The sequence below is a fragment of the Modestobacter italicus genome (genome assembly GCF_019799965.1).
Lineage (GTDB): Bacteria > Actinomycetota > Actinomycetes > Mycobacteriales > Geodermatophilaceae > Modestobacter > Modestobacter italicus_A.
This window is the reverse complement of the sequence record NZ_JABGCJ010000003.1, coordinates 127,988-148,874: the sequence shown is the minus strand read 5'-3', so window position 1 is coordinate 148,874 and position 20,887 is coordinate 127,988. Positions and strand designations below refer to the sequence as shown.

Sequence of the window (20,887 nt, the reverse complement as noted above, 5' to 3'; positions counted from 1 at the left end):
AGCGCCCCCCCGTGAGCCGCAGGTCGGTCAGGACCGGCTGCAGCGCGCGTTCCAGGGCGGGGTGCGCGGGGTCATCATGCCCACCCTGCGCGCGAGCCGGCTCAGGTCAAGAGGGTCTCAAGATCTGTGGACAGGTCTTTGACCTGCGGTTTCGCGTTGTCTGGACGCATCCGCAGCGGTAGACTTCGCACACACGTTCGAACCGGTCGGGAGGTGTCGTGAGCGAGTTGATGTCGGCTCTCGACGCCCTGGCGACCGATTATCTGCACGGTCTGAGTGCTGGTGCGGTGCTGGATCGGACGGCGTTGCTGGTGGCGGTGGTGAACCGGGCGCAGGCGGAGCTGACGCGCACGGTGCGGCACGGGGATGTCACCCAGGCCGCGGAGAACGACGGGTTGACGTCGATGCGGTCGTGGTTGATCGGGCACTCCCGGTTGTCGGCGGCCGAGGCGTCGCGGGTGGTGCGGTCGGGTCGGGCGCTGGAGCACTTCCCGGTGCTGGCAGCCGGGTTCGCCGAGGGTGCGGTGACCGCGGCGCAGATGGACGTGGTGGCTGCTGCGGTGGGGGAGTCCGAGCGGGCTCGGGCGGCCGAGCAGGGCGTGGACCTGGGTGCCTTCGATCAGGTGTGGGCGCAGGTGGCGGTGGAGTCACCGCACCAGAAGCTCACGGTGGCGGTGCGGGCGTTCGAGGACGCGCTGGACCCGGATGGCCCGGAGCCGGACCCGACCGAGGGGCGGCGTCTGACGATCGCCAGGCACGCCGATGGGAGCGTGACCGGCCGGTTCGACCTGGATGCGGTGGGTGGGGAGAAGGTGCAGGCGGCGATCGAGTCGATCGTGCAGGCCAACCGGCCCAAGGGCGACACCCGGACCCGCGCGCAGCAAAACGCCGACGCGCTGGTCCAGCTCTGCGACAACCAGCTCGCTTCAGGGCAGCTGCCGATGCTCCGTACCGTCAAGCCGCACGTGATCGTCGGCGTCGACCTCGACGACCTCGTCGACTCTGCCACGAACGCGGGTGCGGCGGACCTGGGCTTCGGGGCGACGATCTCCGCGGCCCGGGCCCGTTACCTGGCCTGCGACGGGAGCATCTCCCGGATCGTGATGGGCCCCGACGGCACTCCGCTCGATCTCGGCCGGGACCATCGGGTGGTCACCCCCGGGCTCCGTAAGGCAGTCGAACGGCGGGACGGGTTCTGCGTGTTCGCCGGCTGCGGCGCCCCGACCCACTGGTGCGACGTCCACCACCTCGTGCACTGGCTGCACGGCGGCGAGACGTCGCTGGAGAACTCGGCCCTCCTGTGCGAACGGCACCACACCAAGGTCCACCACGGGTTCCGGGTCGAGCGACAACCGGACGGCCGATGGCGCACCTGGCGACCCGACGGCACCGAGATCCTCATCGGACCGTTGGTGTCCTGATCCGCCCGCACCCGCACCCGTAGCCGGCCACGTCCCCACCGTGGCCGGCCACGGGTGCGCACGTCCCATGTCCATGTCCCACGTCCCGTGTCGCACGCGCTCCTCGTCCACCGGGCCTGGTCGTGGCCGCGCGAGGGGCGGCGGGTGGGGTGTGGGGTCATCGTCGGGCCGCTGCCGCGGCGGTGGACTCGTGCGGGTGACGCGGCGGCGGACGCCGTTTCCCGTCCGACCCGCCGGTTACGGTTTCCTGCGTGACCACTGAGGCAGGCGTCGAGCGGGACAGCGTGGCCGGAGCCGACCAGCCGGCGGTCGAGGCCGCCGTCGACCGGCAGGACGTCACCGAGGTCCCCGACGAGGCGCGCACCCGGCACCGCGACCTCTCCGAGGAGCTCGACCGGTACGCCTTCGCCTACTACGTGCAGGACGCGCCGCTGGTCAGCGACGGCCAGTACGACGAGCTGTTGGGTGAGCTCAAGGCGATCGAGGCCGCCCACCCGGCGCTGGTCACCCCCGACTCGCCCAGCCAGAAGGTCAACGGCGGCTTCGGCGCCACCTTCGCCCCGGTCACCCACCCGGAGCGGATGCAGAGCCTGGACAACGCGTTCTCCTCCAACGAGCTCTCCGCCTGGGCCGCCCGCGCCGAGCGCGACGGCGCCGCCGGCGCCGGGTACCTCTGCGAGCTGAAGGTCGACGGGCTGGCCGTCGACCTGGTCTACGAGCGTGGCCGGCTGGTCCGCGCCGCGACCCGCGGCGACGGCGTCACCGGTGAGGACGTCACCGCCAACGTGCGCACCCTGGCCGTCGTCCCGCAGGAGCTCACCGGCGAGGACGTGCCGGAGTTCCTCGAGGTGCGGGGCGAGGTCTACTTCCCGGTGGCCGCGTTCGCCGAGGTCAACGCTGGGCTGGTCGAGGCCGGCAAGCCGCCGTTCGCCAACCCGCGCAACGCCGCCGCAGGCTCGCTGCGGCAGAAGGACGCCCGGGAGACCGCCAAGCGCCCGCTCAGCATGGTGGTGCACGGCATCGGCGCCCGCCGTGGCTTCGAGCCCGACCGGCAGTCAGGCGCCTACGACCAGCTGCGGGCCTGGGGCCTGCCGACCAGCGAGCGCTACGAGGTGGTCGACGGCCTCGAGGGCGTGTGGGCCTACATCGAGCGCTACCGGGAACAGCGGCACGCCGTCGAGCACGAGATCGACGGCGTCGTCGTGAAGATCGACCAGGTGGCGCTGCAGCGGCGGCTGGGCTCCACCAGCCGCGCCCCGCGCTGGGCGATCGCCTTCAAGTACCCGCCGGAGGAGGCGACCACGACCCTGCACGACATCCGGGTCAACGTCGGGCGCACCGGCCGGGTCACCCCCTTCGCCTTCATGGAGCCGGTCAAGGTCGCCGGCTCCACGGTCCAGCTGGCCACGCTGCACAACGCCAGCGAGGTCAAGCGCAAGGGCGTGCTGATCGGCGACACCGTCGTCATCCGCAAGGCAGGCGACGTGATCCCCGAGGTGCTCGGCCCGGTGGTCGCCGCGCGCACCGGCGACGAGCGCGAGTTCGTCATGCCCACGCACTGCCCCGAGTGCGGCACCGAGCTGCGGCCGGAGAAGGAGGGCGACGCCGACATCCGCTGCCCGAACGCCCGGTCGTGCCCGGCGCAGCTGCGGGAGCGGGTCTTCCACGTCGCCGGCCGCGGTGCCTTCGACATCGAGGTGCTCGGCTACGAGGCGGCCACCGCGCTGCTGGAGAGCCACCTGCTCGCCGACGAGGGCGACGTCTTCGCCCTCGACGAGGAGGCGCTCCGCCGCACCGACTTCTTCACCAGGAAGGACGGCACCCTCTCGGCCAACGGCACGCGGCTGCTGACCAACCTGCAGACCCGCAAGGACGTGCCGCTCTGGCGGGTCCTGGTGGCGCTGTCCATCCGGCACGTCGGCCCCACCGCCGCCCAGGCACTGGCCCGCGAGTTCCGCTCCATCGACCGGCTGATGGCCGCCACCGAGGAGGAGCTCGCCGCCGCCGAGGGCGTCGGGCCCACGATCGCCGCTGCCGTGCGCGACTGGTTCACCGTCGACTGGCACCGCGACGTGGTGGAGAAGTGGCGGGCCGCCGGGGTGCGGATGGCCGACGCCGAGTCCGACGACGCCCCCGGTCCGCTCACCGGGGTCACCGTGGTCGTCACCGGCTCGCTGCGGGACCTCAGCCGCGACCAGGCGATCGCGGCGATCCAGGAGCGCGGCGGCAAGGTCACCGGCTCGGTGTCGAAGAAGACCGGGTTCGTCGTGGTCGGCGCCGACCCGGGCAGCAAGTACGACAAGGCAGTCGCGGTGAAGGCACCGATCCTGGACGACGACGGGTTCGCCGTCCTGCTCGAGCAGGGCCCGGACGCCGCCCGCGAGGTCGCCACCATCGGCGACGGGACGGCAGCTGCCGAGCCCGCGTCCGGGGACGCCGGCTGAGGTCGTCCCCGGCCGCGCCGGTGCGAGCTGAGGTGGACGGCCGCCGCTAGGGCGGGGGCAGCCGGGCGACGGTGGCGGCCAGCCCGGTGAGGTGGGCCAGCCGCAGCAGCTCTGACCGCCGGAACGCCGGGCCGCCGGACCGGCCGAGCAGCACCGCCGTGCCCTCGGCGCCGAGCGGGGCGGCCATCATCTCCACGGCCATCTCCTGCCAGCGCACCGGCACCCACTCCGCGTCGCTGGGCAGCAGCAGGGGAGAGGTCAGTGGCAGCCAGGGCGGCCGGATGCCCTCCAGGGACGGCGCGGCGTCCGAGGCGGCGAGCACGGTCGGGCGCTCCGCCAAGCCGGCCAGCACCACCGCCCAGCCGCTGCGGAACACCCGGGGCAGCTCGGTGGCCAGCACCTTCGCGGTGCCCTCGCCGGCCGGGGCGAGCGCCTCCAGCAGGTCCAGCTCGCGGTGGGTGTCCATCGGGCCGGCGAACGGCCGCAGCGACTCGACCTGCACGCCGGGCACGGCGGTCGCCGCGGTGATCAGGCTGTCGGCGACCCGGTCGGCCGGCAGCTCGACCACGACGTCGTCGACGGCCACGCCGTTGCCCCGCTCGAGGACGTCGACGGAGACGATGTCGATCCCGGCGTCGCCGAGCGCGGTCGCGACGGCGCCCAGGATGCCGGGCCGGTCGGGGACGACCAGCCGCAAGAGATAGGACACGGATCCCTCCGGTGCCGCGCGCCGCGGGCCGATCGACGTCGATCGTGGACAGGGGCAGCCTCCCCCATCGGGCGCCCGGTATCCAGCCCGGCTCGCGATCGGGGGCGAGGGGCCGCCCACGTACAGTTGACACGACGTATGACGCAGGTCGTGGCATCGGGCAAGTCGACGAATGGGGTTCCCCGGCAGCATGAGCAGCATCTCCCGAGAGGACGTCGAGCACCTGGCGCGCCTGGCGCGCCTGGCGGTGACCGACGACGAGCTCGACCGCTTCGCCGGCCAGCTGGACCAGGTGCTCAGCGCCGTCGCCCGGGTCGGTGAGGCCGCCGTGGCCGACGTCCCGCCGATGTCCCACGCCGTGCCGCTGACCAACGTGCTGCGCGCCGACGTGGTGACCCCCAGCCTGCCGCGCGACGTGGTGCTGGCCGGGGCGCCCGCCGCCGAGGACGACCGCATCCGCGTGCCGCGCATCCTGGGGGACGCCGAGTGACCAGCACCCGCAACGACCTGACCTCGGCCGACGTCGCCGAGCTGTCCCGGCTGCTGTCCACCGGTGAGGTGAGCGCCGTCGAGGTGACCCGCGCGCACCTGGACCGGATCACCGCCGAGGACGGCCGGCTCGGCGCCTACCTGCACGTGGAGACCGACGCCGCGCTCGCCGCCGCCGCCGCCGTCGACGAGGCCCGTGCCGCGGGCGACGAGCTCGGTCCGCTGGCCGGCGTCCCCGTCGCGCTCAAGGACCTGGTGGTCACCGAGGGCGTGCCGACGACCAGTGGCTCGAAGATCCTCGAGGGCTGGCTCCCGCCCTACAGCGCCACGATCGCCACCCGGCTGGCCGAGGCCGGCACCGTGCTGCTGGGCAAGACCAACATGGACGAGTTCGCGATGGGCTCCTCCACGGAGAACTCCGCGTACCAGGTGACCCGCAACCCCTGGGACACCGACCGCATCCCGGGTGGCTCCTCCGGTGGCTCCAGTGCGGCCGTGGCCGGCGACCTCGCGCCGTGGTCCATCGGCACCGACACCGGCGGCTCGATCCGCCAGCCGGCCGCGGTCACCGGACTGGTCGGCCACAAGCCCACCTACGGCTCGGTCTCCCGGTACGGGTTGATCGCCTTCTCCTCCAGCCTGGACCAGGCCGGCCCGATGGCGCGCACCGTGCTCGACGCCGCGCTCATGCACGAGGTCATCGGCGGGCACGACCCGCGGGACTCCACCAGCATCGACTCCCCGCTCACCGGTCTGGCCGACGCCGCCCGGGCCGGCGCCGCCGGTGACCTGCGCGGCGTCCGGATCGGCGTCGTCCGGGAGCTCGGCGGCGAGGGGCACACCGACGGCTACGAGCCCGGCGTGCTGGCCCGCACGCGGGAGGCGATCGAGGTGCTGGCCGGGCTGGGCGCGGAGGTCACCGAGGTCTCCTGCCCCTCCTTCGACCTGGCGCTGCCCGCCTACTACCTGATCGCGCCGAGCGAGGCGTCGAGCAACCTGGCGCGCTACGAGGGCGTGCGGTTCGGCCTGCGGGTCGGCGACGACGGCAGCCACGACCTCGACGAGGTGATGGCGCTGACCCGCGAGGCCGGCTTCGGCCCCGAGGTCAAGCGCCGGATCATCCTGGGCACCTACGCGCTGTCCAGCGGCTACTACGAGGCCTACTACGGCCAGGCGCAGAAGGTGCGCACGCTGATCACCCGCGACTTCACCGCGGCCTTCGCCGACGTGGACGTGCTGGTCAGCCCCACCACCCCGACCGTCGCCTTCCCGATCGGCGCCCGGGTCGAGGACCCGATCGCGATGTACGCCGCCGACCTGTGCACCCTGCCGGCGAGCCTGGCCGGCCTGCCGGCGATCTCGGTGCCCAGCGGCCTGTCCGACGGGCTGCCGGTCGGCCTGCAGGTGATGGCCCCGGCGCTGGCCGACGACCGCTGCTACCGGGTGGCAGCCGCGCTGGAGGCCGCACAGGACGCCGCCCGCGGCCACCGGCTGCTGGACGAGCTGCCGGGCCGGGGAGCCGCGGCGTGAACGGCCCGCTGAAGGCCGCCTGGGGGCTGACCGCCTTCGTCATCGTCGCCGGCATCGTGCTCTGGGTGGTGACCGACCGCGCGATCTTCGCGGTCTTCATCGTCCTGGGCCTGCTCACCGCGGTCGGCGCCTGGTTCACCGGACGCGCGGCAGCACCCACCCAGCAGACCCGGCCAGCCGGCGAGCGCACGCACCTGGAGGACGAGCAGTGACCAGCACCATGGGCGACCGGCTGGTGGACTACGACGAGCTGCTGACCCGGTACGAGCCGGTGATCGGCCTGGAGACCCACGTCGAGCTGGGCACCGCCTCGAAGATGTTCTGCGGCTGTGCCACCACCTTCGGTGCCGAGCCGAACACCCAGACCTGCCCGGTCTGCCTCGGCATGCCCGGCTCGCTCCCGGTGGCCAACGCCGCCGCGATCGAGGCGACCATCCGGATCGGCCTCGCGCTGGGCTGCCGGATCGCCAGCTGGTCCCGCTTCGCCCGGAAGAACTACTTCTACCCGGACATCCCCAAGGGCTTCCAGACCAGCCAGTACGACGAGCCGCTGTGCACCGCCGGGCACCTGGACGTCGAGGTCGACGGCGAGACGTACCGCGTGGAGATCGAGCGGGTGCACCTGGAGGAGGACACCGGCAAGAACCTGCACGTCGGTGGCGCCACCGGGCGCATCCACGGCGCCGACCACTCGCTGATCGACTTCAACCGGGCCGGCATCCCGCTCGTGGAGATCGTCACCCGCCCGGTGCCCGGGGCCGGGGCGAAGGCCCCTGAGGTGGCCCGCGCCTACGTCACCGAGCTGCGCGAGATCGTGCAGGCCCTCGGCGCCTCCGACGTGCGGATGGAGCAGGGCAGCCTGCGCTGCGACGTCAACATCTCGCTCAACCCGGTCGGCGCCCTGGAGTGGGGGACGCGCACCGAGACCAAGAACGTGAACTCGCTGCGGTCGGTGGAGCGCGCCGTCCGCTTCGAGATGCGCCGGCAGGCGGCCGTGCTGGACGACGGTGGCCGGGTGGTGCAGGAGACCCGGCACTTCCACGAGGACACCGGCAGCACCTCCTCCGGGCGCAGCAAGGAGGAGGCGACCGACTACCGGTACTTCCCCGAGCCCGACCTGGTCCCGCTCGCCCCGGACGCCGACTGGATCGAGTCGTTGCGGGCGTCGCTGCCCGAGCTGCCGGCTGCCCGCCGGGCGCGGCTGCAGCAGGAGTGGGGCATCTCGGCCACCGAGATGACCTGGCTGGCCAACGCCGGCGCCCTCGGCCTGGTCGAGGAGACCGTCGCCGCCGGGGCCGCGCCGGGTGATGCCCGCAAGTGGTGGCTGGGTGACCTGGCCCGGCGGGCCAACGACGCCGGCGTAGAGCTGGCCGAGCTGGCGGTCACCCCCACGCAGGTCGCCGAGCTGGTCGGACTGGTCAACGACGGCACCATCAACGACGGGCTGGCCCGGCAGGTGCTCGACCGGGTGCTCGCCGGCGAGGGCGACCCGGCCGCCGTCGTGGAGGCGCAGGGGCTGGCGGTGATGGGGGAGTCCGACGAGCTCGTCGCCGCCGTCGAGGCCGCGATCGCCGGGGCCCCCGACGTCATCGCCAAGGTCAAGGCGGGCAAGGTGCAGGCGCTGGGCGCCCTGGTCGGGGCGGTCATGAAGACCACCCGCGGCAAGGCCGATGCGCCCACCGTGAAGCGGATGCTGGAGGAGCGGGTGCTGGGCTCCTAGCCTGGCCCGGTGGAGCTGCCCACCGTCGAGCTGCGCCCGCTCACCCGGGCAGACCTCCCGCTGCTCAGCCGCTGGCTGGCCGAGCCGCTGGTCGCCCGGTGGTGGGACGACGACCCGAGCCCCGCGGCGGTCGAGCAGCGGTTCGGGCCCAGCATCGAGGGCACGGACCCGACCGCGGTGTACCTCGGGGTGCACGAGGGGGAGCCGTTCGGGCTCGTCCAGGTGTACGCGTTCGCCGACGAGCCCGAGTCGCTGTCCGAGCTGTCGGCGGTCTGCCCGGTGCCCGCCGGGGCGCTCAGCATCGACTACCTGGTCGGTGAGCCGTCGGCGCGCCGCCGGGGGCTGGGCGCGGCGATGATCGCCGCCGCGGTCGCCCGCGGCTTCGCCGACCACCCGGACGCCGAGGACGTGCTCGTCCCGGTGGCGCTGGGCAACGTCGCCTCCTGGCGGGCGCTGGAGCGGGCCGGCGCCGCCCGGTACGCGGCCGGAGACCTGGTCCCGGACAACCCGGTCGACCCGCCGGCCCACGTCGTCCACCGCTTCACCCGGCCGACCTGACGCCGAGCCGGCGGCTACAGCGGGGAGCCGCCTCCGGCCGCGGGCGGCTGCACCCGGAGCACGCGGTCGTCGTCCTCGACCGGGGTGCCCACCCCGTCCCGGTTGGACGTGGTGATCCACAGCGCACCCTGCGCGTCGAGGGCCAGGCTGCGCAGCCGGCCGTACTCGTCGGCGAGGAACGGCTCGGGCTCCTCCACCGGGACCCCGGTGCCGTCGAGCTCGACCACGTGCACCCGCTGCCCGTCCAGGGCTCCGAGCAGGACGTAGGGGCCGGCGACCGCGCAGCCACCCAGCCCGCCGTCCTCGGCCGGCACGGTCAGCACCGGGGCGGTGCCATCGCTGCCGTAGGCACCGCCGGCCTGCAGGGCGTTCAGCTCGTCGGGGCCGGTGAGCGAGTCGTCGGTGGCGTAGAGCTGCTCGCCGTCGCCGGTGCAGATCGCGGTCACGTCCTGATGGCCGCTGGTGTACACCGGCCCGGTCCCGACCGGCTGGCCGAAGACGTCGACGGCCAGCACCTTCCCGGCCAGCGACGCCGGGTCCGCGGCCAACGCCGGGTTGCCGACGTCGCCGGTGCCGACGAACAGCGTGCCGTCCAGCCCGAACAGCAGGCCACCGCCGTTGTGCACCTCGCCGCGTGGGATGCCGGTGACCACCGGGTTGGGGGTGCCGCCCAGCGGGAAGCGGACGACGCGGTTGTCGGTGGGGGTCGAGACGTAGGCGTAGAGCAGCCCGTCCTCGGCGAAGGTGGGGGAGACCGCCAGGCCGAGCAGCCCGCCGTCCCCGGTGCCGTCGACGCCGGGGAGGGTCATCAGCTCCTGCGCCGGCGAACGGTCGGGGAAGACCTGCAGCAGCCGTCCGGTGTCCCGCTCGCCGACCACGGCGGTGCCGTCGGGCAGCAGCGCGATGCCGGTGGGGACGGCGAGGCCGGTGGCCACGACCGCCGGGTCGCCGTCCTGCTCGTCCTGGGAGCCGGGGGTGGAGGGCTCGCCGGGGACCGGGGCGGGGCTGCTCTCCACCGGCGGGCCGACCTGCGGCGGCGGCCCCTCGGCCTGCTCGCGGAACGGGCCGGCGGGCTCGTAGCCGCCGCCGCAGCCGGCCAGCAGCAGGCAGCCCAGCGTGGCCGCGCTGATCGCCCGGGCCACGGGTGTGGTCATCCGCCGGGCGCCGCGCGCCGTCGTCCGCCGTCCCACCCCCGCAACAGTACGGCGGCGCCGGTCGGTGCATCCGGCCCCGCGCGCCGCCCGGCGGGCTGCCGCCTAGGGTCGGGGACCGTGCCCGACGCGACCGCCCCCGCCCCCGTCCTGCCGCTGGGTCCCGAGGAGACGCTGCACGTCCTCGTGCCCTCCCGCGCTCTCGTCGAGGCGGTCGAGGCGGTGTCGCCGCGGGTCCGCGCCCACCGCTTCGACCCTGCCGAGGGGGTGCCGACCGGCGAGGCGGCGCAGGCCCAGGTGATGGTGCCGCGCGGTGGCGGGGACGTCGACGCCGACGTGCTCGACGCGCTGCCCGGGCTGCGGCTGGTCCAGCTGATGAGCGCCGGGGCGGAGAAGTTCGTCGGCCGGCTGCCCGAGCGGGTCACCCTGTGCAACGCCCGCGGCGCGCACACCCCTTCGACGGCGGAGTGGGCGGTCGCGGCGACGCTGGCCGCGCAGCGCGGGATCCCGCACTTCACCCGCGCGCAGGACGCCGGCCGCTGGGACTTCCGCACCGAGCACTCGCTGGTCGGCGCCAAGGTGCTGATGGTCGGCGCCGGGGACATCGGCCGCACCATCGGCCGGATGATGGCCGGCTTCGACGTCGAGCTCACCTACGTCGCCCGCACCGCCCGGGACGGCGTGCACGGCATCGACGAGCTGCCCGAGCTGCTGCCCGAGGCCGACGTGGTGGTGCTCATCGTCCCGGTGACCCCGCAGACCACCGGCCTGGTCGACGCCGCGTTCCTGGCCGCGATGAAGGACGACGCACTGCTGGTCAACGCCGCCCGCGGCGTGGTCGTCGACACCGACGCGCTGCTGGCCGAGCTGGCCTCGGGCCGGCTGCGGGCCGCCCTGGACGTGACCGAGCCCGAGCCGCTGCCCGAGGGGCACCCGCTCTGGTCGGCCCCGGGACTGCTGCTCACCCCGCACGTGGGCGGGGCGGTGCCGGAGACCAACGCCCGGGCCGCCGCGGCGGTCACCGACCAGCTCCGGCGGGTGCTGGCGGGGGAGCCGCTGCAGAACGTGGTCGACGAGTACTAGAAGGGCCCCCTTGCCCCCTACGACGCGCTCCGCACGCCGCGGGACCCTGCAAGGGGGCCGGACGCGGGGGTGTCAGGGGTGCGTGGGTGCCTCGGGGTCGGGGATGCGGCCGCCGGAGAGGGCGGCGAGCCGGGGCAGGTCGCGGGCGCGCAGCACCGGCAGGCGCACCTGGGTGCCGGCGCCAGTGACCAGCCACAGGTCACCGCGCTCGCCGACCCGGATCCCGGCCAGGTCGGGCCAGCCCACGGTGCGCGCGCCCACCAGCGAGCGCGCCGTCACCCCGGCGTCGCCGACGTCCACCCCGACCCGGAGCACCCAGGCGGCCAGCGCGGCGGGGACGGCGAACAGCACCAGCAGCCACGGTGAGGCGGCGGCCAGCGGGAGGACGCAGAACGCCAGGAACACGACCGGGAGGAGCGCGGTCCGGCTCATCCGCATGCGAGCGACTGCCACCCCCGCATCGTCCCAGACGCACCGGCCGGGCTCAGTCGGCGCTGAGCCGGGCCAGCCGGGCGGCGCTGTCGGACCCCGCGGCCGCGGTGTAGACGACCAGCTGCAGGTCGGGGGAGTCGGCCAGGGTCAGCTGGTGGTGCTCCAGCAGCAGGGTGCCGACCGTCGGGTGCTCGAAGCGCCGCTCGCTGGAGCTGAACGAGTCCACGTCGTGGCTGGCCCAGCCGGCCCGGAAGTGCAAGCTGGCCTCCTGCAGCCGGGTGAGCAGGTCGACGACGTCGGCGTCGTGCAGCCGGGCGCCGACCTCGGCCCGGAACTGGGTGAGGAACCGCCGGCTGTCGGTGGTCCAGTCGCCGAGCAGCTCCCGCACGTAGGGGTCGGTGAACACCACCCACAGCAGGTTGCGGTCGGCGGCCGGGGCGGTCGCGACCCCCGGGTAGAAGCGGGCGTAGGCGGCGTTCCAGCCGACGATCGACCAGCTGCGGGTGATCACGTAGGCGGGGGAGTCGCCGAGCGCGTCCAGCAGCCGCTGGGCGTGCGCCGGCACCTGCGCCCGGCCGGGCTCGGCGGGAGCGGAGGCGGCGTGGCCGGCCAGCCGCAGCACGTACTGGTGCTCGGCCGGGGACATCTGCAGGGTGCGGGCGACGGCGTCCACCACCTGACGGGACGGCCGGATGTCCCGGCCCTGCTCCAGCCACGTGTACCAGGTGTGGCTCACGCCGGACAGCAGCGCGACCTCCTCCCGGCGCAGCCCGGGGGTGCGGCGCTGGCCGCTGACCGGGACGCCCAGGCCGCTGGGGTCGACCTGCCGGCGCCGCGAACGCAGGAACGCGGCGAGCTCGGTCCTGGATGACCGGTCCACGGGTCGATGCCCTCCTGTCGGTGGTGGTACTGGTACCAGCATCATCGCTGTCCTTGTCCACCCCGCCGATCGACCGCACCCTGGACCGACAGGCACGGGGGAGGAGACGGCGTGGAGACGGTCAGACGGGTCAGCGGCTTCGCCGGGCGGTGGTTCGCGGTGATCGTCGTGCTGGCCGGGGCGCTGGCGCTGCTGGTGCCCGGCGCCTTCGCCGGCGGGACGGCGGCCGTGCCCTGGCTGCTCGCGCTGATCATGCTCGGCATGGGCATGACCCTGCGGCCGGTCGACTTCGCCATCGTCGCGCGCCGGCCGTGGGCGCTGGTGGCCGGCGTGGCCGCGCAGTTCGTCGTCATGCCCGGGCTGGCGTTCGGGATCGCCGAGGTGCTCGACCTGTCCCCGGCGCTGTCGGCCGGCATGGTGCTGGTCGGCTCCGCCCCGGGTGGCACCGCCTCCAACGTGATCGTCTACCTGGCCCGCGGGGACACCGCCCTGTCGGTGGCGATGACGTCGGTCTCCACCCTGTTGGCCCCCCTGCTCACCCCGCTGCTGGTGCTCTGGCTGGCCGGTGAGTACCTCCCGGTCGACGGCGCCGGGCTGTTCACCTCGATCGTGCAGATCGTGCTGGTGCCGGTCCTGCTCGGGCTGCTGCTGCGCCGGCTCGTCCCGCGGCTGATCGAGCGGCTCCTGGACCTGCTGCCCCTGGTCTCGGTCGCCGGGATCGCCGTGGTGGTGACCATCGTCGTCGCGGCCAGCGCGGACACCCTGCTCTCGGTCGGCCTGCTGCTCGTCGTGGCCGTCGTCGCGCACAACCTGCTGGGCCTGGCGCTGGGCTACGCGGTGGCCCGCGCCTGCGGGTTCGACGAGCAGGGCAGGCGGGCGGTCAGCATCGAGGTTGGCATGCAGAACTCCGGCCTGGCCGCCGCACTGGCCACCGCGCACTTCTCCGCCGCCGCCGCGCTGCCGGCGGCGCTGTTCTCCGTCTGGCACAACGTCTCGGGCTCCCTGCTGGCCGGCCACTGGGCCCGTCGCAGCGCCGCGGCCGACGCCGACCCCACCCTCCCCGCCGGTGCCCCCGGCTCCCGCAACTGATCAGGAGCACGCCATGACGACCACCCAGCCCACCGCCGGGCCGGCAGCGACCGGCCTACCATCGCCGGTCGTGACGACCGTCGAAGACCGCCCCGCCAGCGACCGCACCGTCGACGTCAAGCCCCGCAGCCGCGAGGTGACCGACGGGGACGCCAAGGCCCCGGCCCGCGCCATGCTCCGTGCCGTCGGCATGGGCGACGACGACTTCGCCAAGCCGCAGGTCGGCGTGGCCTCGTCCTGGAACGAGATCACCCCGTGCAACCTGTCGCTGGACCGGCTGGCCAAGCGGGCCAAGGAGGGCGTGCACGCCGCCGGTGGCTACCCGCTGGAGTTCGGCACCATCTCCGTCTCCGACGGCATCTCGATGGGCCACGAGGGCATGCGCGCCTCGCTGGTCTCCCGCGAGGTGATCGCCGACTCGGTCGAGACCGTCGTGTTCGCCGAGCGGCTGGACGGCACGGTGCTGCTCGCCGGCTGCGACAAGTCGCTGCCCGGCATGCTGATGGCCGCCGCCCGGCTCGACCTGGCCAGCGTCTTCGTCTACTCCGGCTCCACCCTGCCGGGGAAGCTGGGCGACAAGGACCTCACCCTGATCGACGTCTTCGAGGGCGTCGGCGCCTGCGCCGCCGGGAAGATCACCCGCGACGAGCTGACCGCCATCGAGAAGGCCGCCTGCCCCGGGATGGGCTCGTGCGGCGGGATGTACACCGCCAACACGATGGCCAGCGTCGCGGAGGCGCTGGGCATGGCCCTGCCCGGCAGCGCCGCCCCGCCGGCGCCGGACGCCCGCCGGGACGCCATCGCGGTCGCCTCCGGCGAGGCCGTCGTGGAGCTGCTGCGCAAGGGGATCACCGCGCGGCAGATCATGACCAAGGAGGCCTTCGAGAACGCCATCACCGTGGCCATGGCGCTGGGTGGCTCGACCAACGCCGTCCTGCACCTGATGGCGATCGCCCACGAGGCCGACGTCGACCTCACCCTCGACGACTTCAACCGGATCGGTGACCGGACGCCGCACCTGGCCGACGTCAAGCCCTTCGGCCGGTACGTGATGACCGACGTCGACCGGATCGGTGGCGTGCCGGTGGTCATGCGGGCGCTGCTGGACGCCGGTCTGCTGCACGGCGACGTGCTCACCGTGACCGGCCGGACGCTGGCGGAGAACCTGGCCGAGATCAGCCCGCCGGACCCCGACGGCGCGATCATCCGCGCGATGGCCGACCCCATCCACAAGACCGGCGGGCTGACGGTCCTGCGCGGCTCGCTGGCGCCGGAGGGCGCGGTGGTCAAGTCCGCCGGCTTCGACGCCGACGTCTTCGACGGCACCGCCCGCGTCTTCGACGGTGAGCAGGGCGCGATGGACGCCGTCACCGAGGGCACGCTGAAGAAGGACGACGTCGTGGTGATCCGCTACGAGGGGCCCCGCGGCGGCCCCGGCATGCGCGAGATGCTCGCCGTCACCGGGGCGATCAAGGGCGCCGGGCTGGGCAAGGACGTGCTGCTGCTCACCGACGGCCGGTTCTCCGGCGGCACCACCGGGCTGTGCGTCGGCCACATCGCGCCGGAGGCGGCCGACGGTGGTCCGATCGCCTTCGTCCGCGACGGTGACCGCATCCGCCTGGACCTGGCTGCCCGGACCCTCGAGCTGCTGGTGGACGACGAGGAGCTGGCCCGCCGCCGGGAGGGCTGGGCGCCGCCGGCTCCCCGCTACACCCGGGGCGTCCTCGGCAAGTACGCCAAGCTCGTCGGCTCGGCCGCGCAGGGCGCCATCACCAGCTGACCTCGGGGCACTGCTCGAACGGGTGAACTCACCGCCGCTGACCTGTTGTCGCGGTGCCCACCCGTCGACAGTCCTCGGGTGGAGCAGAGGCGACGGGCGTCCCCGGGGTGGCTGCTCGCCGTCCCGGTGCTGACCGGGGCGGCGGGTGGAGCCGTGCCGCTGGCTGCCGACCTGCTGCTGCTGGCCGCCTCGCTCGGCACCGCCGCGGTGCTGTGGCGCAGCGGTTCCCGGCGCGGCGCACGGCTGGGCGGCTGGCGGCTCCTGGCGGTCGCCGTGCTGCTCGGGCTGCTCGGCGACCTCGGGGCCGGGCTGTGGGGTGCCGAGTTGTTCGCGGGGGCCGGTCAGGCGGTGGGGCTGCCGGCCGTGCTGATCGCGCTGGTCGCGGTGCTCCGGCTGCTGACCCCCGGGCAGCTGCGCCAGGGCGGTGCCCGGCTGCTCACCGAGACCCTGTTGTTCTTCAGTGCGTCGATGGTCCTGGCGCAGGTGCTGGTCGTCGGCCCCGCGCTGGACGGAGGGCCGGTGGGCTCCTCCCGGCTGGTCCTCGAACTGGCCTGCCTGGCGACCGCGTCGGTGCTCTCGGCCGGCCTCGTGCTGATCGCGGCCTCCGCCGGACCGCGCCGGGTGACCGGTGCGCTCATGCTGCTGGCCGTGGCCACCTGGGCGACCGCGCAGGGGCTCACCCTGGCCGGACCGGAGCTGCACCCGGCCGTGCTCACCGCCGGCGTGCCGGCGGCTCAGCTGGCCAGCCTGCTGCTGCTCTGCCTGGCGGCGTGGCGCGACCCCGGGGCCGCGGTGGTCGCCCCGCCCAGCCGGCGCAGCTCGCGGCTGGGCCAGGCCGGTCAGCTCGTGCCGCACCTGGTCATGGTCGCCGCGGTGCTGGCCTACCTGGTCGCACCGCTGCTGGGCGCCGAGCCGCCGCTCGCCGCCGGGGTGGCGCTGGTCTGCTGCCTGACCCTGACCCTGCTGCACCGGGCGGTCACCGCCCGGGACGAGGCGCGGGTCGCGGCCCGGCTGCGCAGCAGCGAGGCCTACTTCCGCTCACTGGTCCGGTCCAGCAGTGACGCCGTGGTCATCCTCGGCAGCGACCTGCGGGTCACCTGGGCGGCGCCCTCGCTGACGCCGGTACGGGCGGACGCCGGCCCGGTCCTGCTGGGCCGGTCGCTGGTGGAGGTCGTGCACTCCGAGGACGCCGCCGAGGTGCGCTCCTGGCTCAGCGACGACGAGGGCCCGGTGGGGCTGTGCAGCTTCCGGCTGCCCGACGGCGCCGGGAGCTGGCGGGTCCTGGAGGCCGGCGCCAGCGACCTGCGCGCCGACGCCGACGTCCGGGCGCTGGTGCTGCACTGCCGGGACGTGACCGCCCGGCGCCACCGCGAACGCGAGCTCAGCTCGCTGGCCTTCACCGACCCGCTCACCGGGCTGCCCAACCGCGCCGCCCAGCTGGTCGCCCTGACCGAGCTGCTCGGCCGGCTCCCGTCCGCCGGGGCGCCGTCCGTGGCTGCTCCGGGCGGGGTGCCGGAGGGCGGGGTGCCGGAGGGCGGGGTGCCGGAGGACGGGGACGCTGCCGGGTCGGCGGCGCTGCTGCTGATCGAGGTGCAGGGGCTCCGTGAGGCGCACGAGAACGCCGGCCGGGACGTCGTCGACGTCGCCCTGGCCGAGGTGGCCCGCCGGTTGCGCGCGGTGGTGCGCGCCGAGGACCAGGTGGCCCGGATCGGGGCCGAGCTCTTCAGCGTGCTCGCGGCCGGGACGGTGGCCGAGGCCGATCGGCTGGCCGCCCGCTGCCTGTCGGTGATCGACGCCCCGATCCCGACCGAGCTGGGCATCGTCGACCTCACCGCGGTCGCCGGGCTGGTCCCGCTGGCCGGCGGGCTCACCGAGCGGGAGGTGGTCGACCGCGCCGAGCTGGCCGTCGCCGACGCCCGCAGCGCCGGCGCGGGGTCGGTCCGCCGTCACCGGGACGAGCTGACGGCCGCCCGGGACCGGCGCGAGCTGCTGCGCGCCGACCTGGTGGGAGCCCGCGAGCGCGGCGAGCTGACCCTGGCGTGGCAGCCGCTCATCGCGCTGGACGACCACCGGGTCACCGGCGTCGAGGCACTGCTGCGGTGGCGGCACCCGGTGCTCGGCGACGTGCCGCCCGAGGAGTTCCTGCCGGTCGCCGAGCGCGGCGGCGTGGTGGGGCACCTGCAGCGCTGGGTGCTGCAGGAGGCCACCGCTGCCGCGGTCACGCTGCCCCGTCGGGAGGTGCCGCTGAAGCTGGGCGTCAACGTGTCGGCCCAGCACCTGGCCGGGGGCACGCTGGTCGGCGACGTGACGGCCGCGCTGCGGGCCAGCGGCATGGCACCGGACCAGCTGGTCCTGGAGGTGAGCGAGTCGGCGCTGACCGGGGCCGACGTCACCGACGACGTCACCGCCCTGCGGCTGCTGGGCGTCCACCTCGCCCTCGACGACTTCGGCCGGGCGAGCTCCTCGCTGCCGGCGCTTGGCCGGTTGCCGCTGGACATCATCAAGCTCGACCGCACCCTGCTCTCCCGGGTGGACCGCGACGTCCACTCCCGGGCGGTCTGCGAGGCGGTGGTCGCCCTCGGGCGGGCACTGCAGGTCGACGTGGTCGCCGAGGGCGTGGAGACCACCAGCCAGCTCTCGGTGCTGCACGGCCTGGGCTGCGGCTTCGCGCAGGGGCACCTGATCTCCCGGCCGGTGAGCCTGCCGCGCCTGGTGCAGCTGCTGGAGGCCGACGGCGGGCGGCTCGTGCCGGGCCTGTCCGACCAGGTGGGTGCAGCGTGACGGCCTCCTCGCTGCGGGGTCGGGCGCTGCCCGCCGTCCCGTCCGTGCCCCTGCCCGTGCACTGGCCACGCGCGGCGGTGCTCTCGCTGCTGGGCACCGTCGCCGTCGGGCTGGGCGTCGTGGAGTTCGTCTGGCCGGCGGCGTCGGCCCACGCCGGTCCGGCGGTGCTCAGCGCCGCCTCGCTGGCCATCGGCGTCCTGGTGGTCCGGCACGCGCGCCGGCTGGACCGCACGTCCGCCGGGCCGTGGCGGGCCTTCGCGGTCCTGGCCGCGTTGCTCTGCGTCGGTCAGGCGATCGCCGCGGCCCGCGGGGTGGGGGTCAACGCCAGCGAGGCCGGCCTGCAGGACGTCGCGCTGGTGGCCGCCGTCCCGTTCGCCCTGCTCGGCTGCGCCCGGCTGGTGCGCTCGGCCGCCACCGGCATCGGCGCGCGGGTCGTGCTGGACGCCGCCGTGGCGCTGGTGGCGCTGTCGGCGCTGCTGGAGGCGGTGCTCACCACGGCACTGGGGCGGACCGCGGGGGCGGTCGACGGCCTGATGACGTGGGGCTACCCCGCGGTCGGCGTGGTGCTCTGCACGGTCGGCCTGATCACCTTCGCCGGGGTGAGCGAGCCCCGCCGTGCGGCCGCCGGGTGGTTGCTGGGCTGCTTCGCCTCGGTCGCGGTGGTCACCGTGAGCGGCTCGATCTCCGCGGTGAGCCCGTCGGCGACCACCGACCTGCTCACCGGCACCGCCTGGCTGGCGATGCTGGCCTTCGGCACGATGGCCATGGCCGTCGACCCCGGTCAGGCCACCGAGCCCGACGACGTCGCGGCGGGGGTGCCGTTGCTCGGTGTGGTGGTCAGCTACTGCGCCGCCTTCGGTGTCGTGCTCGTGCTGCTGGGCGGCAGGGTGGCCGGCCGGTCCATCGACCCGCTCGAGGCGGCGGCGGCCTCGCTGCTGCTGGTGCTGACCTTCGCCCGCACCCTGGTGTGGGCGGCCGACGGTGCGCGGTTGACCCGGCAGGTGCTCCGGACCGAGTCCTACTTCCGCACCCTGGTGCACAGCGCCGCCGACATCACCATCGTGCTGGACCGCCACGGCCGGATCACCTGGGCCTCCGGCGCCGGGCGGGGTCCGGAGGCCTGGCCGGCGCGGGACCTGGAGGGGCACCGGCTGGAGGAGTTCGTCCACCCGGAGGACCGGACCGAGCTGCTCACCGTCCTGCACCCGGCCCCAGGACCCGACGCGACGCGGGACCGGTCGTTCCGGCTGCGCACCCGGGACGGCGGGTGGCGGCACCTGGAGACCGTGCGGGTGGTCGCCAGCGCCGACCTGCAGGCCGCGCCGTCCGAGCTGCCCGGGCGGGCTCCCGGCCGGGCCGGTGACGGGCTCGTGCTGCACCTGCGGGACGTCGACGACCGGCGCGAGAGCGAGCTCGAGCTGCAGCGGATGGCCTACACCGACTACCTCACCGGGCTGCCCAACCGTGCCCGGTTGATGGCCGGGCTCACCGGTGCGCGCAGCCGGGCCGCGGAGGGGGAGACCTCCTGCGTGCTGCTGCTGGACCTGGACGGGTTCAAGGCGGTCAACGACGTGGCCGGGCACGAGGCCGGTGACCTCCTGCTGGTGGAGGTGGCCGACCGGCTGCGCGCCACGGTGCGCGACCGGGACCTGGTCGGCCGGCTAGGTGGCGACGAGTTCGCCGTCCTGGTGCGGGCCGGTCTGGACGAGGCCACCGCGCTGGCCGAGCGGATCATCGGCGAGCTGGCCGGGGTGCACCGGTCGGTGCCCACCCCCGGGGCCGACCCGGACCTGGTCTTCGACGTCTCCTGCAGCATCGGGGTCACCGAGGTCGACCCCGCCGACGACGTGCCGACGACGGTGCGCCACGCGGACCTGGCGCTGCGCGCGGCGAAGGCCGCCGGCAAGGGCCGGGTCCGGCGGCACGGCGAGACGGCCGACAGCGCCACCGCGCGCCGCACCCGGCTGGCCCGCGACCTGCCCGACGCGCTCTCCCGCGGCGAGCTGCGGCTGGTCTACCAACCGGTGGTGGGCACGGTCGAGCGCCGGGTGCTGGGCCTGGAGGCGCTGGTGCGCTGGGACCACCCGGCGCTCGGGGAGATCTCACCCGACGAGTTCGTCGGCCTGGCCGAGGACGACGGGCTGATCGTGCCGCTGCAGCGGTGGGTGCTGGAGCAGTCGACCGCGGAGCTGGCCGGGCTGCTGCACCAGGGCCGGGACCTGCGGCTGGGCGTGAACATCAGCGTGCGGCACCTGCAGTCGGGCAGCCTGGTGCCCGACGTGGCCGCCGCGCTGGCCCGGGCCGGGCTGCCGCCGAGCCGGCTGATGCTGGAGGTCACCGAGTCGCTGTTCATCGGGGAGCCCGACCGCGCCGACGGGGACCTCCAGACGCTGCACGACATGGGCTGCGTCATCTCCCTGGACGACTTCGGCCGGGGCTACTCGACCTTCGCCTACCTCACCCGGCTGCCGGTGGACGTGCTGAAGATGGACCGCGAGTTCCTGGCCGGCATCGAGGACGACGAGCGCAGCGCCGCCCTGGTGCACACGGTCATCGAGCTGGGCCGCCGGCTGGACATCGACGTGGTCGCCGAGGGCGTGGAGACGCCGGGGCAGCTGACGGCGCTGCGCGAGCTGGGCTGCCGGTTCCTGCAGGGCTTCCTGCTCGGCCGGCCCACCCGGCCCGAGGAGCTCGCGGCGGTGATCGACGGCTTCGACGCCGCCCTGCTCGACGCGCGGCCCGGCACCGCGGCCACGGTCGCCGTCCCATTGGGTGAGTGACGTCGTCCCACTGCATGGGACGGTCTGGTTGACGGGGCCG

16 protein-coding genes are annotated in these 20,887 nt (G+C 74.9%); 12 read left to right on the top strand and 4 right to left on the bottom strand.

Annotated elements, in window-relative coordinates:
• Positions 1-218 precede the first annotated feature (218 nt).
• Complete coding sequence (locus tag HLA93_RS08325) at positions 219-1,421, top strand: HNH endonuclease signature motif containing protein (RefSeq protein WP_222193927.1); 1,203 nt, start codon at positions 219-221, stop codon at positions 1,419-1,421.
• 251 nt (positions 1,422-1,672) lie between these two features.
• Positions 1,673-3,865 carry an NAD-dependent DNA ligase LigA gene (ligA, locus tag HLA93_RS08320; protein ID WP_222193926.1) on the top strand — a complete coding sequence of 731 codons (2,193 nt, stop codon included), beginning with the start codon at positions 1,673-1,675 and terminating at the stop codon, positions 3,863-3,865.
• Between the two features lie 46 nt (positions 3,866-3,911).
• Here ligA and HLA93_RS08315 read toward each other — a convergent pair whose 3' ends face one another.
• Positions 3,912-4,574 carry an ACT domain-containing protein gene (locus tag HLA93_RS08315; protein WP_222193925.1) on the bottom strand — a complete coding sequence of 221 codons (663 nt, stop codon included), beginning with the start codon at positions 4,572-4,574 and terminating at the stop codon, positions 3,912-3,914.
• A gap of 190 nt (positions 4,575-4,764) precedes the next feature.
• Between HLA93_RS08315 and gatC the strand changes: the two genes are divergently transcribed.
• The 5 genes from gatC to HLA93_RS08290 are packed head-to-tail and all read left to right on the top strand — an operon-like array spanning position 4,765 to position 8,871.
• Positions 4,765-5,064 (top strand): Asp-tRNA(Asn)/Glu-tRNA(Gln) amidotransferase subunit GatC, encoded by a 300-nt coding sequence (gene gatC, locus HLA93_RS08310; protein ID WP_222193924.1) that lies wholly within the window; start codon positions 4,765-4,767, stop codon positions 5,062-5,064.
• On the top strand, positions 5,061-6,593 hold the full coding sequence (gene gatA / locus HLA93_RS08305; protein ID WP_222193923.1) for an Asp-tRNA(Asn)/Glu-tRNA(Gln) amidotransferase subunit GatA: 1,533 nt from the start codon (positions 5,061-5,063) through the stop codon (positions 6,591-6,593). The genes gatC and gatA overlap by 4 nt, the downstream gene beginning before the upstream one ends.
• Entirely contained in the window at positions 6,590-6,805 is a 216-nt protein-coding gene (locus HLA93_RS08300; RefSeq protein ID WP_222194340.1) for a hypothetical protein, read from the top strand. The genes gatA and HLA93_RS08300 overlap by 4 nt, the downstream gene beginning before the upstream one ends.
• The gene (gene gatB, locus HLA93_RS08295; RefSeq protein ID WP_439957967.1) at positions 6,802-8,313 is read left to right on the top strand and encodes an Asp-tRNA(Asn)/Glu-tRNA(Gln) amidotransferase subunit GatB; all 1,512 of its coding nucleotides are present in this window, start codon (positions 6,802-6,804) and stop codon (positions 8,311-8,313) included. Before HLA93_RS08300 ends, gatB begins: the two co-directional genes overlap by 4 nt.
• Positions 8,314-8,322: 9 nt before the next feature.
• Positions 8,323-8,871, top strand: coding sequence for a GNAT family N-acetyltransferase (locus tag HLA93_RS08290; protein WP_222193922.1), 549 nt, complete (start codon positions 8,323-8,325; stop codon positions 8,869-8,871).
• A gap of 14 nt (positions 8,872-8,885) precedes the next feature.
• Here the strand turns inward: HLA93_RS08290 and HLA93_RS08285 are convergent, their stop codons facing one another.
• On the bottom strand, positions 8,886-10,025 hold the full coding sequence (locus HLA93_RS08285) for a PQQ-dependent sugar dehydrogenase (RefSeq protein ID WP_222193921.1): 1,140 nt from the start codon (positions 10,023-10,025) through the stop codon (positions 8,886-8,888).
• Between the two features lie 117 nt (positions 10,026-10,142).
• Between HLA93_RS08285 and HLA93_RS08280 the strand changes: the two genes are divergently transcribed.
• Positions 10,143-11,105: a 2-hydroxyacid dehydrogenase gene (locus HLA93_RS08280; protein ID WP_222193920.1), complete on the top strand. Its 963-nt coding sequence runs from the start codon at positions 10,143-10,145 to the stop codon at positions 11,103-11,105.
• 72 nt (positions 11,106-11,177) lie between these two features.
• Here HLA93_RS08280 and HLA93_RS08275 read toward each other — a convergent pair whose 3' ends face one another.
• Both HLA93_RS08275 and HLA93_RS08270 read right to left on the bottom strand, forming a co-directional pair.
• Positions 11,178-11,558, bottom strand: coding sequence for a PH domain-containing protein (locus HLA93_RS08275; RefSeq protein ID WP_308128013.1), 381 nt, complete (start codon positions 11,556-11,558; stop codon positions 11,178-11,180).
• A 31-nt stretch (positions 11,559-11,589) separates the two neighbouring features.
• Positions 11,590-12,417 carry a helix-turn-helix transcriptional regulator gene (locus HLA93_RS08270; protein WP_308128012.1) on the bottom strand — a complete coding sequence of 276 codons (828 nt, stop codon included), beginning with the start codon at positions 12,415-12,417 and terminating at the stop codon, positions 11,590-11,592.
• A 111-nt stretch (positions 12,418-12,528) separates the two neighbouring features.
• Between HLA93_RS08270 and HLA93_RS08265 the strand changes: the two genes are divergently transcribed.
• From HLA93_RS08265 to HLA93_RS08250, 4 genes are all read left to right on the top strand, one after another.
• Positions 12,529-13,506, top strand: coding sequence for a bile acid:sodium symporter family protein (locus tag HLA93_RS08265; RefSeq protein ID WP_222193918.1), 978 nt, complete (start codon positions 12,529-12,531; stop codon positions 13,504-13,506).
• A gap of 13 nt (positions 13,507-13,519) precedes the next feature.
• Entirely contained in the window at positions 13,520-15,286 is a 1,767-nt protein-coding gene (gene ilvD, locus HLA93_RS08260; protein ID WP_246626138.1) for a dihydroxy-acid dehydratase, read from the top strand.
• A 78-nt stretch (positions 15,287-15,364) separates the two neighbouring features.
• A complete protein-coding gene (locus tag HLA93_RS08255) occupies positions 15,365-18,067 on the top strand; it encodes a putative bifunctional diguanylate cyclase/phosphodiesterase (RefSeq protein ID WP_222193917.1) in 2,703 nt (900 codons plus the stop codon).
• Positions 18,064-20,847, top strand: a complete 2,784-nt coding sequence (locus HLA93_RS08250) for a putative bifunctional diguanylate cyclase/phosphodiesterase (RefSeq protein ID WP_222193916.1) — start codon at positions 18,064-18,066, stop codon at positions 20,845-20,847. Before HLA93_RS08255 ends, HLA93_RS08250 begins: the two co-directional genes overlap by 4 nt.
• The last annotated feature ends 40 nt before the right edge of the window (positions 20,848-20,887 follow it).

Coding starts and splice junctions, on each gene's coding strand:
- gatC (WP_222193924.1), top strand. CDS start 4,765: ATGAGCAGCATCTCCCGAGAGGACGTCGAGCACCTGGCGCGCCTGGCG.
- HLA93_RS08285 (WP_222193921.1), bottom strand. CDS start 10,025: ATGACCACACCCGTGGCCCGGGCGATCAGCGCGGCCACGCTGGGCTGC.
- ilvD (WP_246626138.1), top strand. CDS start 13,520: ATGACGACCACCCAGCCCACCGCCGGGCCGGCAGCGACCGGCCTACCA.